Origin of the sequence: Promicromonospora sukumoe (assembly GCF_014137995.1) — a bacterium.
GTDB classification, from domain to species: Bacteria; Actinomycetota; Actinomycetes; order Actinomycetales; family Cellulomonadaceae; genus Promicromonospora; species Promicromonospora sukumoe.
The window spans coordinates 2,619,317-2,634,039 of sequence record NZ_JACGWV010000001.1 but is presented as its reverse complement, the minus strand read 5'-3'; the positions used below and the strand labels follow the sequence as shown (position 1 = coordinate 2,634,039).

Annotated in this window: 11 protein-coding genes; 7 read left to right on the top strand and 4 right to left on the bottom strand. The window is 73.6% G+C overall.

What is annotated here, in order from left to right; translation table 11 throughout:
- Nucleotides 1–72 precede the first annotated feature (72 nt).
- Nucleotides 73–1,317 (bottom strand): protoporphyrinogen/coproporphyrinogen oxidase, encoded by a 1,245-nt coding sequence (locus FHX71_RS11655; protein WP_220489658.1) that lies wholly within the window; start codon nt 1,315–1,317, stop codon nt 73–75.
- 132 nt (nt 1,318–1,449) lie between these two features.
- Between FHX71_RS11655 and FHX71_RS29275 the strand changes: the two genes are divergently transcribed.
- Entirely contained in the window at nt 1,450–3,555 is a 2,106-nt protein-coding gene (locus tag FHX71_RS29275) for a SigE family RNA polymerase sigma factor (RefSeq protein WP_182616381.1), read from the top strand.
- 56 nt (nt 3,556–3,611) lie between these two features.
- Here FHX71_RS29275 and FHX71_RS11645 read toward each other — a convergent pair whose 3' ends face one another.
- Complete coding sequence (locus tag FHX71_RS11645; RefSeq protein WP_182616379.1) at nt 3,612–4,919, bottom strand: MFS transporter; 1,308 nt, start codon at nt 4,917–4,919, stop codon at nt 3,612–3,614.
- A gap of 210 nt (nt 4,920–5,129) precedes the next feature.
- Here FHX71_RS11645 and FHX71_RS11640 point away from each other — a divergent pair, with 210 nt between their 5' ends.
- Genes FHX71_RS11640 through FHX71_RS30035 form a run of 4 tightly spaced genes read left to right on the top strand, consistent with a single transcriptional unit; the run spans nt 5,130 to nt 10,310 of the window.
- On the top strand, nt 5,130–5,969 hold the full coding sequence (locus FHX71_RS11640) for a class II fructose-bisphosphate aldolase (protein ID WP_182616377.1): 840 nt from the start codon (nt 5,130–5,132) through the stop codon (nt 5,967–5,969).
- A gap of 10 nt (nt 5,970–5,979) precedes the next feature.
- On the top strand, nt 5,980–7,425 hold the full coding sequence (locus FHX71_RS11635; protein WP_182616375.1) for an FGGY-family carbohydrate kinase: 1,446 nt from the start codon (nt 5,980–5,982) through the stop codon (nt 7,423–7,425).
- 58 nt (nt 7,426–7,483) lie between these two features.
- The gene (locus FHX71_RS11630) at nt 7,484–8,923 is read left to right on the top strand and encodes an FGGY family carbohydrate kinase (RefSeq protein ID WP_182616373.1); all 1,440 of its coding nucleotides are present in this window, start codon (nt 7,484–7,486) and stop codon (nt 8,921–8,923) included.
- A gap of 55 nt (nt 8,924–8,978) precedes the next feature.
- Nucleotides 8,979–10,310, top strand: coding sequence for an FGGY-family carbohydrate kinase (locus FHX71_RS30035; protein ID WP_182616371.1), 1,332 nt, complete (start codon nt 8,979–8,981; stop codon nt 10,308–10,310).
- Between the two features lie 13 nt (nt 10,311–10,323).
- On the opposite strand, the gene FHX71_RS11620 is transcribed toward FHX71_RS30035, so the two are convergent.
- Both FHX71_RS11620 and FHX71_RS11615 read right to left on the bottom strand, forming a co-directional pair.
- Nucleotides 10,324–11,076 carry a GntR family transcriptional regulator gene (locus FHX71_RS11620; RefSeq protein WP_182616369.1) on the bottom strand — a complete coding sequence of 251 codons (753 nt, stop codon included), beginning with the start codon at nt 11,074–11,076 and terminating at the stop codon, nt 10,324–10,326.
- Nucleotides 11,077–11,163: 87 nt separating this feature from the next.
- A complete protein-coding gene (locus FHX71_RS11615; RefSeq protein ID WP_182616366.1) occupies nt 11,164–12,009 on the bottom strand; it encodes an SDR family NAD(P)-dependent oxidoreductase in 846 nt (281 codons plus the stop codon).
- A 113-nt stretch (nt 12,010–12,122) separates the two neighbouring features.
- On the opposite strand from FHX71_RS11615, the gene FHX71_RS11610 reads away from it, so the two are divergent.
- Both FHX71_RS11610 and FHX71_RS11605 read left to right on the top strand, forming a co-directional pair.
- Complete coding sequence (locus tag FHX71_RS11610) at nt 12,123–12,722, top strand: TetR/AcrR family transcriptional regulator (RefSeq protein WP_182616363.1); 600 nt, start codon at nt 12,123–12,125, stop codon at nt 12,720–12,722.
- Between the two features lie 231 nt (nt 12,723–12,953).
- A complete protein-coding gene (locus FHX71_RS11605; protein WP_246402536.1) occupies nt 12,954–14,684 on the top strand; it encodes an alpha/beta hydrolase in 1,731 nt (576 codons plus the stop codon).
- Nucleotides 14,685–14,723 lie beyond the last annotated feature (39 nt).

Sequence of the window (14,723 nt, the reverse complement as noted above, 5' to 3'; positions counted from 1 at the left end):
TGGGCGCTCAGAGTGCGACCAGACCTACGTTCACTTGCCCGTCGCGGCCCGTCGCGGCCCGTCGCGGCGGCGTCAGCGAGCGGCGGCACTCGTCGCGGCGAGCGCATCCAGCACGGCCCGGGCCGCGCGGGTGCCGCTGGCCATCGCGCCCTGCACCGAGGGCGTGTCGCGGTGGTCGCCCGCGACGAACAGCCCGTCGCCGAGGTCGACCGGCCGGCGCAGGTCGCCCAGCGGCGGCTGCGCCCCGGGCAGGGCGTCCGGCACGCTCACCGTCCGCACGTGCGCCCAGCCGTCGGTCGGCACGCCGTACAGGCGCGCGAGCCGACGGCGGACGGCGGCCTCGTCGACCCCCGCCGCCGCGCCGCCCACCAGTGACGTCGCGACGAGCGCCCGGCCGTCGCCGCTGTACCCCGGGGCGGCGTTCGAGAGCACCACGGAGTTGGCGACCATGCGGTCGTCGTCGCCCTCCAGCAGCAGGATCGGCTCGGTGCCGGGCGGCTCGGGGGCGGCGTGGTAGACGGTCGTGAGCGCCCGCATCGGCGGGACGGCCAGCGTGGGCAGCAGCCGCCCCGCCGTCCGCGGGTCGGTCGCGACGACCACGGCGCGCGCCCCCAGCCGCCCGTCCGCGTGCCGCACCTCGCCGCCGTCGACCGCCTGCACGTCGACGCCGCAGCGCAGCACGCCGTCCGGGAGCTGCCGGGGGATCGCGGACATGCCCGCGGCGGGCACGCCGACGCGTCCGCGCGCGAAGCTGCGCCAGACCAGGTCCACGTAGCGGCTGGAGGTCTCGAGCTCGTCCTCGCCCAGCACGCCCGAGAGGAAGGGCCGCAGGAAGCGCTCGACCCCGGCGTCCCCGATGCCCCGCCGGCGCAGGGCCTGCGCCGCGGTGGTCTCGGGCTCCGCGAGCAGCCGCCCGACGGGCTGGTACCCGGCCCGCGCGGCATAGGCCGCGACAGCGAGCTTGTCCCGCCAGGGCAGCAGGCCCGACCCGAGCGTGCCGACGAGGCCGCCCGGGTGCCGGCGCGGGTCGACGAGCCGGTGCAGCCGGCCGTCGCGGCGCACGAGCGCGCCCGAGGTGAACAGCCGCAGGTCGAGGGCGTCGAGGTCCAGCCGGCGTCGGACCTGGGGGTAGGAGGTGTTCAGCACCTGGAACCCGCGGTCGACGACGAAGCCGTCGACGCGCTCGGTGGCGACCCGCCCGCCGGGCTGCTCGTCCCGTTCGAGGAGCCGCACGTCGAGCCCGGCCCTGGTCAGGTCGAGGGCTGCCACCAGCCCGGCCAGCCCCGCGCCGACGATCACCACGTCGTGGTCCGTCACGAGCATCTCCCCAGGTCGTACCGGCGCCCGCGCCCTCCGGGCCTGGCACGGCCACGCTAGTGCAGACCTCACCGGGTCGCCGGTTACGGCTACGGTCTCAACCTGTGACGGTTCCGGCGCGTGGGTAGGGGCATGGAGACACGTGTGGGAAGACAGGTCGACGTCCGGGTGGGCGGCCGGTCGCGGGACGAGGAGTTCGTCGCGTTCGTGGAGGCAGAGGGTCCGTACCTGTTCCGGACGGCGTTCTTCCTGGTCGGTGAGCGCGCCCCGGCGGAGGACCTGGTGCAGGGCACGTTCGAGCGCGTCTACCGGCGCTGGGACGCGGCCCGGGCGGGGAACCCCCGGGCGTACTCGCGCAAGGTGCTGGTCAACCTCAAGACGGACACGTGGCGCCGGACGCGGCTGACCGACGTCCCGGGCGACGACAACCTGCCGCTGGAGCACGCGGACGACCACGCCGCGCAGGTCGCGCTGCGCGACGAGCTCGCCCGGGCGCTGGGGAGCCTGTCGCCGCAGCAGCGCCGGGTCGTGGTGCTGCGGCACGTCCTCGACCTGCCGGAGGCGCAGGTCGCCCGCGAGATCGGGCGGTCGGTCGGCACCGTCAAGGCGGCGAGCTCCCGGGGCCTCGAACGGCTCCGCTCGCTCCTGACCGACGTCGCCCCGGAGACCTCGGACGAGCCGGTGTTCGACGGCCACGAGACGCTGACCCGCAGCAAGGCCGCGGCGGCGCGCCAGGTCCGCCGGGACGCCGCGCTCACCACGGCGGCGGTCGCGGTGTGCGCGCTCGTCGCGCTCGTCGTGCACGGGCCGGTCGGCGTACCGGTCCTGGACACCGTCACCGGCCCGGCGCACCGCTGGCTGGTGGAGACGTTCCGCCTGCCGGCGGTCGACACCGACGGCGACACCGACACCGCCCCGGTCCGGGACGAGAACGCGGTGACCGGGCAGGACGACGCCGTCGGGCTGGGTGACCTCGACCTCCCCGAGATGCCGGCGCCCGCACCCGACTGCGCCGGGGACCTGCCGACGCCGGACGCGACCAGGACGATCGCGGTCCCCGCGGACGCCCCGACCGGGGACTTCACGATCGTCCGGGCGCTCGACGCCGACGACGCCCGCCCGGCGGTCGAGTGCGTGGACTTCGTCACGGAGCACCGGGTGAGCCTCGGGGATCCCGCCGAGATGATGGTCGGGTCCGCCATCGGGTCGGACCCCAACGTCCCGTTCGCGGTGCGTCGCGACGGGACGGTGCTCGCCGCACTGGCCCGGCCCGACGTCGGGCCGGGTTCGGAGCCGATCACCGCGCTGGCGCGTCCCGCGGCGACCGGGCCGGCCGGCGAGTCCGTGCTGGAGCACTGGCAGCTTTCGGCCGCCTCGGCCGGTTCGCCGGAATCCGGCCGCGAGCACCTCGACTACGCCCGCGTCGGCAGCCCGGTCCTCACCGGCACGCACGTCGCCTGGACCGAGGAGCGCGAGGACGGGACGGTCGTCGTGAAGGCACAGGGGCCGGACGGCGAGGTGCGAACGATCGAGGCCTACGAGCCGGACCCCGCCCGGCAGGTCTGGAAGCTCGCCGCGGGAGGGCAGACCCTGGCGATCGCGCACCTCGACGAAGAGACTCTGAACCAGGCGGGCCGGTGCCCGGGGAGCATCGACCTGGTCGACCTGGACGCGCCCGGCTCCGACGTCGTCCGCGACGTGGCGACGGAGGTCTGCGCGATCTCCGACGGCGAGGACGGCGTCGTCGTGTCCAGCAATCCCGCAGAGGGGCCCGGCACGATCGGGGTGCTCTCGGCGGGTTCCGGCCTGCGTGCCCTCGTGCAGCTCGACCAGGAAACCGTCTGGAACAACTACGCGCACCTGTCCGGGGACATGCTGATGTTCGAGTCGGGACAGTGGATGGTCGCGCTCGACACGGCCTCGCGGGAGGCCACGGTCGTCCGGGAGGACGCCGGGTGGACGGTCGGCGCGTCCGACGACGGCATCCTCTGGGCCGACGGCGAGCACATCTTCTTCCTGCGGCTGGAACCCCGAGAGGGAGTCGCCGTACCCGCCCTGACCACGCTCGGTCCCGGGGCGGACGCGGACCGGACCTCGTGGCTGGACGTCGCCGCCTCCGCCCAGCGGGTGGTCTGGACCGAGTACGACAGCGCCGAGATGGAACGTCTCCAGCGCCAGGACGCGTGGAGCTACTTCGAGCTGGACCAGACCCTGGTCTACGCGCGCACGTCCTGGTGACGGCGAACGGGCTGCCCTCCGCGAGAAGGGCAGCCCGTTCGGCAGGGGAGCGGCCGTTACCGCGCCGCGACGACCTCGGGCGCCGTCGGCTCGACGGCCTGGCCCGGGTCCTCGCTGCTGGTCAGGAACTGGCACAGGACCGCCCCGACCAGGTAGAGGCCCGTGAAGACCCAGACGAGCACCGACATGCTGGCCGCGCCGCCGAGCAGGCCGACGAGGACCGGCCCGAGGAACGCGGAGAGGCCGGCGGCGAGCGTGTAGACCGCCAGGGCGCTGCCCCGGTCGCGGGTGGGCACCATCGAGGGCACGAGCGCGGTCAGCGGCACGAAGCCCGCGAGCCCGATGCCGAAGATCGCCCAGCACAGCACGGTGATGCCGAAGTTCGGGCCGACCACCTGGGGCACGTAGAACAGCAGCAGCAGGCCGACGGCGCAGGTCACGCAGCCGAACCAGGTCACGGTGCGCTTCCAGCCGAACCGGTCGCCGATGATGCCGAAGGCGAGGTTGGCGAAGATGTTCGCGGTGTAGACGATGGTCACGATCTGCAGGTACTGGCTCTGGCTGAAGCCGACCGTCTCGGTGAAGAAGAAGGGCGCCACGACGAAGAGCGCGAAGTTCGGGGTCGTGTTGATGAGCCGCACGACGGCGCCGGCCGTCACCCGGGGGTTGCGCCAGATGATCGTCAGGCCCTTGCTGAGCTCGCCCCACCCGGCGGCGTCCGGCTCCGGGCCGGCGTGCGTGCGGTCGCGCACGCCGAAGAGCGCGATCGCGGCGCCGCACACGACCAGCACGGTGGCCAGCCAGAAGGTGCCGACCTCGCCGATCAGCGGGATGGTCCAGCTCGCCAGGAGCGACCCGAGGGTCGGCAGGCCCGCGCCGAAGACGAACCAGAACCAGCCGACCGAGGTGCCGCGCTGGTGGGGCGGGGTCGCGGTGTTGATCCAGACCAGGAACGCGTAGGCGAAGAACGGGTAGCCGATGCCGCGCAGCGTGTAGGCGACCACGGCGACCCAGTGCACGTCGAGGCCGACGCCGACCAGCAGGAAGACCGCCTCGAAGATCACCCAGTTGACGGCGCCGAGCGCCATCACCTTGCGCGGGCCGAGCACCGCGGACAGGGTGCCCGCGAGCCACGAGCCGATGGCCACGAACACGCCGTAGAGGCTGATGGTGATCGCGGCGGCCTGCTCGCCGAAGCCCTCCTGCTCGACCAGGAACGGCGAGAGGTAGTTCGACTCGACGCCGTCGCCGATCATGAAGACGAGAACGCCGACGAACCCGAGGAAGAGCGGGGCCGGCAGGCCCAGCCTGTCGAGTAGCCGGGCGCCCGCGCCCGGGCTGCTGGTGGTCGGTTGGCTCATCATGCGCATTCTCCTTCGAACTGCGGACGGTCTGGAACTTGTCGCTGCTGCGGCGAAGCGAACGCATCCTGGCACGGCTTGTACGTACTGTCCAGCGCGTCCGAACAGTCTTTGACACGTCCGATACGGCTAGTACAGTCTGTCCGTACCAGCCGGACCAGCGTAGCTCCCTCGTCGTCCTGGCTGCGACACAACCCAGCGAGAGGACAGTTCATGGCTCTGGTCAGCGGCATCGAGGTCATCGAGGCGTGCACGGCGCGCGGCCTCGTGGCGGGTGCGTTCAACACCACCAACATCGAGACGACGATGGGCATCGTCGACGCCGTCGAGCGGGTCGGCGTGCCGACGTTCATCCAGGTCGCGCCCACGAACGTCGCGCTGTCGGGCTACGAGTACATCTACGACATGGTCGCCCGCAGGCTCGCGGACACCGATGTGCCCGTGGCGCTGCACCTGGACCACGGCAAGTCGATCGACGCCGTCGAGGCAGCGCTGGCGTCCCGGTTCACCTCGATCATGATCGACGCCTCCGAGGAGTCGTACGAGGACAACGTCAAGACGTCGGCCCGCGCCCGCGAGCTGTGCCCGCCCGGCATCGCGCTGGAGGCCGAGCTCGGCAGCATCGGCGGCAAGGAGGACGACGTCGAGCCCGAGTACGCCAGCACGACCGACCCGCGCCAGGTCGCGCACTTCGTCGAGGAGGTCGGCTGCGACATGCTCGCCGTCTCGGTCGGCAACGTGCACGGCTACGCGCCGAACGCCCGCATCGACTTCGACCTGCTGGCGCAGGTCCGCGACGCGAGCCCCGTGCCGCTCGTCGTGCACGGCGGCTCCGGCCTGCCCGCCGAGCAGCTCGGGCGGCTCAACGAGTTCGGCGTCGTGAAGGTGAACGTTGCCAGCGACCTGCGCAACGCGATGATCCGCGCCTTCGGCGAGGCCTACGTGGCCAACCGGAACGAGACGTCGCTGATCCGTGTCTCCCAGTCGGCCGTCGTGGCCATCGCCGACGTCGTCGAGCGCCGCATCCGCGTGCTCAACCCCTCGGTCGCGTAACGAGGCCACGATGCTTCCCACCATCACCGTCGACATCGGCACCACCAGCGTCAAGGTGGGCCTGTTCGACGCCGACGGCGAACCGCTCGCCTCCGCGCGGCACGCCACCCCGACCGTGCGGGACCGCTGGGGCGAGGTCTACGACCTGGACGCGCTCACGGGCATGGTCCTGGGCTTCGTCCAGGGTCTCGCGCCCGACCTGCGCGGGGGCGTGCGGCGGGTGGCGATCACCGGCGTCGGCGAGTCCGGCGGGCTCGTCCGGGACGACCTGTCGCTCGCCTCGCCGATGATCCTGTGGCACGACCACCGCGGCGCCGGCCGCCTCGCGCCGCTCGGCGCGGCGGACCGCACGCGGGTCTACGAGGTGACCGGTCTGCCGGTCAACGCCAACTACGGGCTCTCCAAGGTCGCGTGGGCGGCGGAGCACGCCGACGGCGCCCTCGACGGCGCGGTCTGGCTCAACGTCGCGGAGTACCTCGCCGCCTGGATGACCGGGCGCCGCTGGTCGGAGCGCTCGCTCGCGAGCCGCACCATGGCCCTCGACCTCACGGACCGCACCTGGTCCGCCGAGGTGTGCGCGCTCCTCGGGCTCGACACGAGCCTCTTCCCCGAGCTGCGCTCGGCCGCCGAGGGCTCGCCGGTCACCCGGGACTTCGCGGCGAGCACCGGCCTGGCGGCCGACGTCCGCGTCCACGTGGCCGGGCACGACCACATGGTCGGCGCCGTCGGCGCCGGGCTCCGGCCCGGCGAGCTGCTGAACTCCACCGGGACCACCGAGGGCCTGCTCTTCGTGGACGAGAAGCCCAGCCTGGACGCGCACGCCGAGCGGTCCAAGCTGGCCAACGGCCTGGCGTGCGCGGGCGACGACTACACGCTGTTCGCGTCCGTGCCCACCGGGGGCTCGGCGTTCGCGACCCTCCAGCGGATGCTCGGGCTGGACGCCGACCGGCTCACCGCCTGCGTCGACCGGCTGCACGAGCGCTACGTCGCCGGGCAGATCGACCTGTCGGCCGTCCCGCTCGTGCTGCCCCAGTTCCGCGGGAGCCCGCCGCCCACCAAGCGCGCCACCGCGCGCGGCGTGATCGCGGGCCTCGGCACCGACACGAGCCTGGAGGACATCGTCTTCGGCTGCTTCGCCGGCATGGCGCTCCAGTTCCAGGACGTCCTCGCGCTGTTCCCCGCGCAGGCGGAGGTCGTCAAGGTGATCGGCCCCGCGAGCCGGAACAACCTGTGGCTCCAGCTCAAGGCCGACCTGCTCGGCACGCCGCTGAGCGTCTCGGAGGTCCCCGAGGTCGTCTCGCGCGGGGCGCAGGCGCTCGCGTCGGGGGAGGAACCCACGTGGGAGTCGTGCCGCCCCTGGACGGTGCCGGTGCACGACGGGCGCGCGGCGCTGCTGCACGAGTGGTCCGCCGAGAACCGGTCCCGCTGGGACCAGCTGCACGAGGTCGCCGGATGAGCGGCCGACAGAGCATGTCGAGGAAGAAGTGCACGTCGAGGAAGACGGGAGCGAGCGCATGACGCTTGTCGCAGGAATTGACTCATCCACCCAGGCCTGCAAGGTCACGGTGCGCGACCTCGCCACCGGCGCGGTGGTCCGGGAGGGCAAGGCGTCGCACCCGCCCGAGACGGTCGTGGACCCCGAGGTGTGGTGGGACGCCCTGCTCACGGCCGTGCGTCGGGCCGGGGGACTGGACGACGTGGCCGCGGTCTCGGTCAGCGGCCAGCAGCACACGCCGATCTTCCTCGGTGCGGGCGGCGCGGTCGTCGGCCCGTCCCCGCTGTGGAACGACACGGGCTCCCACCCGCACATGGTCGCCCTCAACGAGGAGCTCGGCCGCGACGAGTGGATCCGGCGCACCGGCCTGCCGCTCACGCTCTCGGACACGGTCACCAAGCTGCGCTGGCTGCGCGACGAGCACCCCGACAGCGTCCGGCGCACCGCCGCCGTCGCCGTGGTGCACGACTGGCTGACCTGGCGGCTGATGGGCCACGGCCCGGGTGGCGGCGACCTCGACGAGCTCGTGACCGACCGCTCGGAGGCGAGCGGCACGGCCTACTGGTCGGGGGAGACCGAGGAGTACACCACCGACCTGTTCGAGCACGCCTTCGGGCGCAGCGCCCTGCTCCCGCGGGTCCTCAAGCCCCTGGAGCGCGCCGGGCTCACGGGCGCCGGCATCCCCGGCGTCCCCGCGGGCATCCCGGTCGGCATCGGCAGCGGCGACAACGCCGCGGCGGCGCTCGCGCTGAACCTGGCCGAGGGCGACGCCGTCCTCTCGCTGGGCACGTCCGGCGTCGTCTACGCGCGCTCGGCCCGGCCCGTGCAGGACTACGCGGGCTACGTGTGCAGCTACGCGGACGCGACGGGCGACCACCTGCCGCTCGTCGCGACCCTGAACGCCGCCCGGAACCTCGACCTGGGCGCCGCGCTGCTGGGCTGCACCCACGCCGAGTTGTCCGACCTCGCGCTCCAGGCGCCGGCCGGAGCGGAGGGGCTCACCCTCCTGCCGTACTTCCAGGGCGAGCGGACGCCGGACCTGCCCCACGCGCGGGGGTCACTGCTCGACGCGTCCCTGTCGAACTTCACGCGGCCGAACTTCGCCCGAGCCGTCTTCGAGGGGACGCTGGCCAGCCAGGTCGCCATGCTCGACACGCTCCGCGACTGCGGGGTGCACCCGGGCCGGCTGATCCTGATCGGCGGGGCCGGGCAGAGCCCCGCCGTCCAGCACGTCCTCGCGCAGATGGTGGACATCCCCGTGCTCGTCCCGGAGCTCGACGAGTACGTGACCAAGGGGTCCGCGATGCAGGCGGGCTCCGCGCTCACCGGGGCGTTCCCCGAGTGGTCCGCGGCGATGTCGCCGCTCGCGCCGGTGCCGCTGGAGCCCCGGATCGCCGGGCAGCACGTCGCCGCCCAGGTCACGATGGGGTACCGCGAGGAGGCCCGCACGCGCGCATAGGATGACGGTGCTCCGCGCGGCCGGACCCGGGGCATGATCGAAAGGGGTAGCGCCCGTGCGCAGCCCGGTGCGGCTACCCGTCGCGTGCGGTGTCGACGTCGGGAGCACCAACTCCAAGGTCGTCGCCGTCGACCCGCGGGGACACGTCGTCGCCCGCGCCTCCCGGCCCACGCCGCGGGACGCCCACGGGCTCTCGATCGACGTCGGCGCGCTGCTCGCCGACGTCGATGCGATGGTCCTGGAGGTCTGCGGGGACCGGTACGAGGTGCACGCGCTGTGCGGCGCGGGCATCGGCGAGGACGGCCTGCTCGTCGACGAGACGCTCGCGCCGCTGACCCTCGCGCTGGCCTGGTTCGACCCGCGGCGGCAGGGCGTCTTCGCGGCCCTGCGCCCCTCGCTGTACGACGACGAGACGTTCGACGTCGAGACCGACCCGGCGCGGGCGCTCGTGGGGTGGGCCTGGGCGCGGGGGCAGGTGCCGGCCGCGCAGCGGGAACCGAGCTCCTGGGTCGCCGTCGCCGACCTCGCCGCGGTGCACTGGACCCGCCGCACCTTTATCAGCGACACGCTGGCCTCGCGCACCGGGGCGTGGCGCTCGGGCGACCGGTCGTGGGACACCGGCCGCGTGAAGCTGACCCTGGGGTCGGAGGCCCTGCTCCCACCCGTCGTCCGCGCCGGCGACGTCGTCGGCGAGGCGGACTCGCCCGTGCTGCGCGCCGCCGGTGTCCTCGGCGCGGACGCCGTCGTCGTCGCCGGCGGACACGACCACCCGGTCGGCGGGTGGGGCGTGCAGCGGCTCGTGCCGGACGCCGTGATCGACTCGATGGGCACGGCCGAGGTGGTCGTCGCCCAGTCGCCGCGTCGCGAGCCGGCCGGGCACGGCGAGGTGGAGACCGCGCCCGGCATCCGGTCGGACGGGTCGACGCTGCTGCGCGTGGAGGAGCTGGCGCGCAACGTCGCGTGGGCGTCGCAGAACCCGGCGGTGGCCCGCGCCATCCAGGAGATCCTGTCCGGCGCGCTCGCGCCGCTCCCGGTGCTGGGGGACGGGTTCTTCCTCCCCGGACGGCGCGGCGGGGGCCGGCCCGCGTACGCGCCCGACGCGCCGCGGGACCCGCGCGCCCGCGCGTCCGCGGTGCTGGGCGCGCTGGCGTTGCGCGGGCGCGAGGCGGTCGACGCCGTGCGGGCCCGCGTGCCGGGGCAGACGGAGCTGCGCCTGGTCGGGGGATGGGCGCGCTCGCCGGGCTGGCTCACGATCAAGTCGCAGGTGCACGGCTTCCCCGTGGTGCCGATCATCGAGCCGGAGGTCACCGCGGTGAGCGCGGCGCTCCTGGCCGCCACCGCGCGCGGCTGGTCCCCGGACCCGGGGCACGCGATCGCCGGGGCCTGACGGGCTCCCGTGCTCAGCTCGCGGAGACGTCCACCTCGAGCGGGACGACGTCGGTCAGGACCCACGTCTCGTAGTAGTCGAACCGCGTCCCGGTGTGGTCCCAGGAGTCGGAGCGCACGCGCAGCACGGGCTGGTCGGGCCCGATCTGCAGGTGGGCGGCCACGCCCTCGGGGGCGCGCATGGCGCGGATGACCCGGTGGGCGCCGCTGGTGACGAAGCCGGCCTTGCGCAGCGTGTTGTTCACCGAGCCGGTCCCGGCGAGGACGTCCTCGGCGTCGGCGATGGTGCGACCCACGTCCTTGGGGAACCAGTTGGTGCTGAACATCGCGAGCTTGCCGTCGAGCCACCGGACCCGCTGCAGCGCGAAGACCTCGTCGTTCGCCGCGAGGCGGAGCGCCTCGGCGACGTGCTCCGGAGGGAGGACGAACCGCGCGTCGACCACCTCGGTGGTGATGCCGGTGCGGCCGTGGCTGACCTGGGACTCCAGGAACCCCTGGGTGTCGTGGATGACCCAGCCGGACGCCTCGCCGGGCGCGGAGGCGAAGACACCGCGCCGCGCGACCCGCCGGGCGTAGCCCTCCTGCTCCAGCTTCGAGAGCGTCTGGCGCACCGTGGCGCGGGAGAGACCGAACTCCCGGCACAGCTCCAGCTCGCTGGGGAACCGCTCGTCGGTCGGGATGGTCCCGTCGACCACGCGGTCCCGCAGGATGCCGAACAGCTGCTCGTAGTAGGGGACCGGGGACTCCCGCTCGATGGTCTGCGACACAGGTCACACTCCCTTTCCGTCGCGTCATCGTACAGGCTGGCTGTCCCGTCATGCATGACCGGTGTGTACGTACAGCCGCCCGGTGGGCTAGGCCTGCTCGGCGGGTGCGGGGATCGCCTCCTCGGCGGCCCGGCTCACGTCCTCCCACTGCGCCCAGGTGCGGCGCCGCTCGTCGGTGACGGCGAACGCGAGGTCGTAGACCATGCTGCCGAGCAGGAGCCGGCGCGGGGGCTCCTCGGCCGCGACCAGCCGCAGGATCGCCTCGGCGGCCAGGCGCGGGTCGCTGTCCACGCTGCCCTCCGCGAGCTGCGCCGCCAGCCGTTCGCGCAGCGGGTCGTACTCCGGCAGCGGTGCGGCGGTCTCCATCGCGGTGTAGAGGTCGGTCCAGTAGCCGCCGGGCTGGACCACGGTCACGTGTACACCGAACTCGGCGAGCTCGTGCGCGACCGCCTCGCTCAGCCCCTCCAGTGCGAACTTGCTGGCGCTGTACAGCCCGGTGCCCGCGAAGCCGGCGAGGCCGCCGATGCTCGAGATCTGCACCAGGTGGCCGGAACCCTGCCGCCGCAGCACGGGAGCGACCGCCTGCGTCACCCAGACGGCGCCGAAGAAGTTGGTCTCGAGCTGGGCGCGGACCTGCTCCTCGGTGAACTCCTCGACGAACCCGTAGGAGAGGGTCCCGGCGTTGTTGACGACGACGTCGAGCCGGCCGAAGGCGTCGACCGCCCGGTCGACGGCGGCCCGTACCGACGCCGGGTCTCGCACGTCGGCGGTGATCTGGAGCAGCCCGTCCCGGGTGTCGTCGTCGCGGACCGTGCGGGAGACGGCGGCGACCCGGTCGCCGGCCGCGAGCGCCGCCTCGGTGAAGGCGCGGCCCAGGCCCCGGCTGGCGCCGGTGATGAGCCAGGTGCGGGGTGTGGTCGGTTCGGTGGTCATCCGGGGGCCCTTCGTTGGTTGTCGAGACGGAGCGTCTCGACAACGAGGGTGCCGGACGGCGGATGAGCTTGTCAATACGAGACGTATCGTCTCTTCAACGCTAGGCTGACGCCATGACCACCGAGCAGCGCTCCTCCGGGCGTCGTCGCAACCCCGCGACCCGGGCGGCGATCCTGGCCACCGCCTTCGACGTCGTCGCCGAGCTGGGCTACGCCGGGCTGACCATGGAGAAGGTGGCGAGCCGGGCCGGCGTCGGCAAGCAGACGATCTACCGGTGGTGGCCGAACAAGGGTGTCCTGGTGCTGGACGCCGTGCTCGAACGGACGGCGGGCGGCGGGGAGCCGGTCGAGCTCCCGGACACGGGCGACCTCGAGGCGGACCTGGCCGCCGTCCTGGTCGCCACCGTGGGAGAGCTCGCCGACCCCGGCTTCGACCGCGCCCTGCGCGGCCTGACCGCGGCGATCATCGAGGACGCCGAGCTCGCCCGGGCCTACCACGAACGGCTCGACGCCCCGATGCGCGAGCTCAAGAAGCGCCGCCTCCGGCGTGCGCAGGAGGCCGGGCAGCTCGACGCCGACGTCGACCTGGACCTGGCCGTGGACCTGGTCTTCGCCCCCGTGGCCCAGCGCTGGACGGTCCGCTCGGGCGACCTCACGCCGGAGGGTGCGCGGGCAGTCGTCCGGTCCGCGTTGCGCGGGCTCGCCGCCCGGTGAGCCGCCGCGCCGGGCCGCGCGCCGGCTCGTCCGGCGAGGTCTGCCCCCAGGGGCGCGGCGTGACACATGTCACGAGTCGGTGCGGCGATCCTCCCGCGGGCCGGTGACGGCAGGTCACTGTCCGGCGTCCGTCTTTCACCCGAAGACTGGTCGGACCGACCTCGGGGGCTGGTCGGAACGTGAAATGGCCGGCTCCCGGAGGTGAAGCTCTCTGCTGGAGGAAGGGTCACGATGCCAGACCTCACGACGCAGTCCCACCCCGACGACGGGCCTGCCACCCCTGAACCGAACCAGTCCCCGCTCCTCGGCCTGACGCGGAGGAGACCATCCCGGAACGGAGCGCGCCGCGGGATCGCCGTGGCACTCGCGGCCGGCCTGGTGGCCTCGGTGGGCGCCGCCGCCGGCGCACCCGCGATGGCGGACGACCGGGCCGCGACAGCGACGTCGGCCACGGCGATCACGACGCAGGCGCCCACCCCGGCACCCGCGGAGTTCGGTGAGTGTCCCGCCGACGTCGTCGCGGGGGCCGCTCCGTACGTGCTGGACTGCGCCACGGTGGAGGTGCCGCTGGACTACGCCGAGCCCGAGGGCCGGCAGATCGACCTCACGATCTCCCGGATGGCGAGCGCGAACCCGGAGAAGCGCCGCGGCATCCTGCTGCTGAACCCGGGCGGCCCGTCCGGCACGGGGCTCACGCTGTCCACGCTGCTGGCGTCCAAGGGGCTGCCCAAGAGCGTGCGCGACGCCTACGACATCATCGCGATGGACACCCGCGGCATCGGGCACTCGACGGCCGCACGGTGCGGTTTCACCGCGGAGACCCCGCACTTCGGCAACCTTCCGCCGTTCGCGGTGGACGACGCCGCCGTCGACGCGCAGGCGAAGATCGTCCGGGACGTCGCCGAGCAGTGCGCGTCGTCGTCCGACGCCGAGCTGATCCAGCACCTGAACACGCCGAACACGGCGCGCGACCTGGACCAGATCCGGGCCGCGCTGGGCGAGGAGAAGGCCAGCTACCTGGGCTACTCCTACGGCAGCGGGCTGGGCGCCACCTACGACGCGATGTTCCCCGAGCGGGCCGACCGCGTGGTGCTGGACAGCAACCTCGGTGAGACGCACCTGAGCCAGGACGTCATCCGGCTGTTCGGGCCCGGCATGGAGGAGACCTTCCCCGACTTCGCGAAGTGGGCGGCCAAGCGGCACGGCAGCTACGGTCTGGGCCGCACGCCGGCCCAGGTGCGGGCCACGTTCTTCGAGCTGGCGGAACGGCTCCAGGAGAAGCCGCTGGCCGGGGTGGACGGCACGATCTTCCGGATGGGCACCTTCGGGTACCTCTACAGCCCGGGCCAGTACCCCAAGATCGCCGAGCTCTGGGAGTCGGTCCTGACCGACGACGCCGCGGCCGCGGAGCGGCTCACGGCAGAGGTGCCGGCCGGGCCGCTGGTCGGCGTCCCGGGTGGGCTGACGGCGGAGCCCACCGGTGCCACGTCCGGCGACACGGCCGGTGCGGGCAAGAGCGCCGAGGAGCCCTGGGCGCTCGACAACGCCCTGACGGTGTTCCTCTCGGTGAGCTGCAACGACTCCGAGTGGGCCGAGGACGTGCAGCACTACAAGGACACCACGGCCGCGGATCGCGCGGAGTTCCCGATGTACGGCGCCGCGGGCGCCAACATCACGCCCTGCGCCTACTGGCCGTACGAGCCCGCCGAGCAGGCCGAGATCTCGCAGAAGGGCAAGAAGAACATCCTGATCGTGCAGAACGAGCGCGACCCGGCCACACCGCTGCGCGGTGGTGAGGCCGCCCGGGAGAAGTTCGGCGACCGGGCGCGCCTGGTGACCGTCGACGGCAGCGGGCACGGCGCCTATGTGCTGCACGACAACGCCTGCGGCCTGGAGACCACCACGAAGTTCCTGGTGGACGGCACCCAGCCGAAGCGGGATGTCTCGTGCCGGGCCGGCTGATCCTCTGGCCCCTGGCGGGGATCGCGGTCCTGACCTACA

Bases quoted from the DNA above. Each gene is read 5' to 3' on its own strand.
- FHX71_RS29275 (WP_182616381.1), top strand. From the start codon at position 1,450: ATGGAGACACGTGTGGGAAGACAGGTCGACGTCCGGGTGGGCGGCCGG.
- FHX71_RS11645 (WP_182616379.1), bottom strand. From the start codon at position 4,919: ATGATGAGCCAACCGACCACCAGCAGCCCGGGCGCGGGCGCCCGGCTA.
- FHX71_RS11640 (WP_182616377.1), top strand. From the start codon at position 5,130: ATGGCTCTGGTCAGCGGCATCGAGGTCATCGAGGCGTGCACGGCGCGC.
- FHX71_RS11635 (WP_182616375.1), top strand. From the start codon at position 5,980: ATGCTTCCCACCATCACCGTCGACATCGGCACCACCAGCGTCAAGGTG.
- FHX71_RS11630 (WP_182616373.1), top strand. From the start codon at position 7,484: ATGACGCTTGTCGCAGGAATTGACTCATCCACCCAGGCCTGCAAGGTC.
- FHX71_RS11615 (WP_182616366.1), bottom strand. From the start codon at position 12,009: ATGACCACCGAACCGACCACACCCCGCACCTGGCTCATCACCGGCGCC.
- FHX71_RS11610 (WP_182616363.1), top strand. From the start codon at position 12,123: ATGACCACCGAGCAGCGCTCCTCCGGGCGTCGTCGCAACCCCGCGACC.
- FHX71_RS11605 (WP_246402536.1), top strand. From the start codon at position 12,954: ATGCCAGACCTCACGACGCAGTCCCACCCCGACGACGGGCCTGCCACC.